The organism is Pseudomonas viridiflava (assembly GCF_900602065.1).
GTDB lineage: Bacteria > Pseudomonadota > Gammaproteobacteria > Pseudomonadales > Pseudomonadaceae > Aquipseudomonas.
The window spans coordinates 1-334 of sequence record NZ_UWFN01000329.1; the positions used below are offsets into that span (position 1 = coordinate 1).

Genomic DNA, 334 nt, shown 5'->3' on the forward strand with positions numbered 1-334 from the left:
TCTGGGCGATAACGCGCAGGCGCATTATGCGATCAGTTCGAACCAGGAAGATTTCCAGCAGGCACTGGGGCGTCAGACGCTCGATGAATTGAAGCTGTATGCCGAGACCGAACGCAGATCACTGGAAGAATGCAACGAGGCGCTGGGTCTGTAGACCGCCAAAAGCGGACGCGGAGCGTCCTGAGAGGCGTTACCACGCTGGAGCGTGGGAACGATCAGTGTCGCCGGGCCTTCCGGGACGCTCCGCGTCCCACCGGCACTGATTACTCGGATCAGGCAGCTTTCCCCGCAGCTTCCTCGCGTCAATCAGATACTTCACCTCCCGTCTCATCAC

1 pseudogene is annotated in these 334 nt (G+C 59.9%); it reads left to right on the top strand.

Annotated features, from left to right (window positions below):
• Positions 1-154 (top strand): annotated as a pseudogene (locus tag EE949_RS29915) (DUF1338 domain-containing protein); the annotation flags it as partial.
• Positions 155-334: the final 180 nt, after the last annotated feature.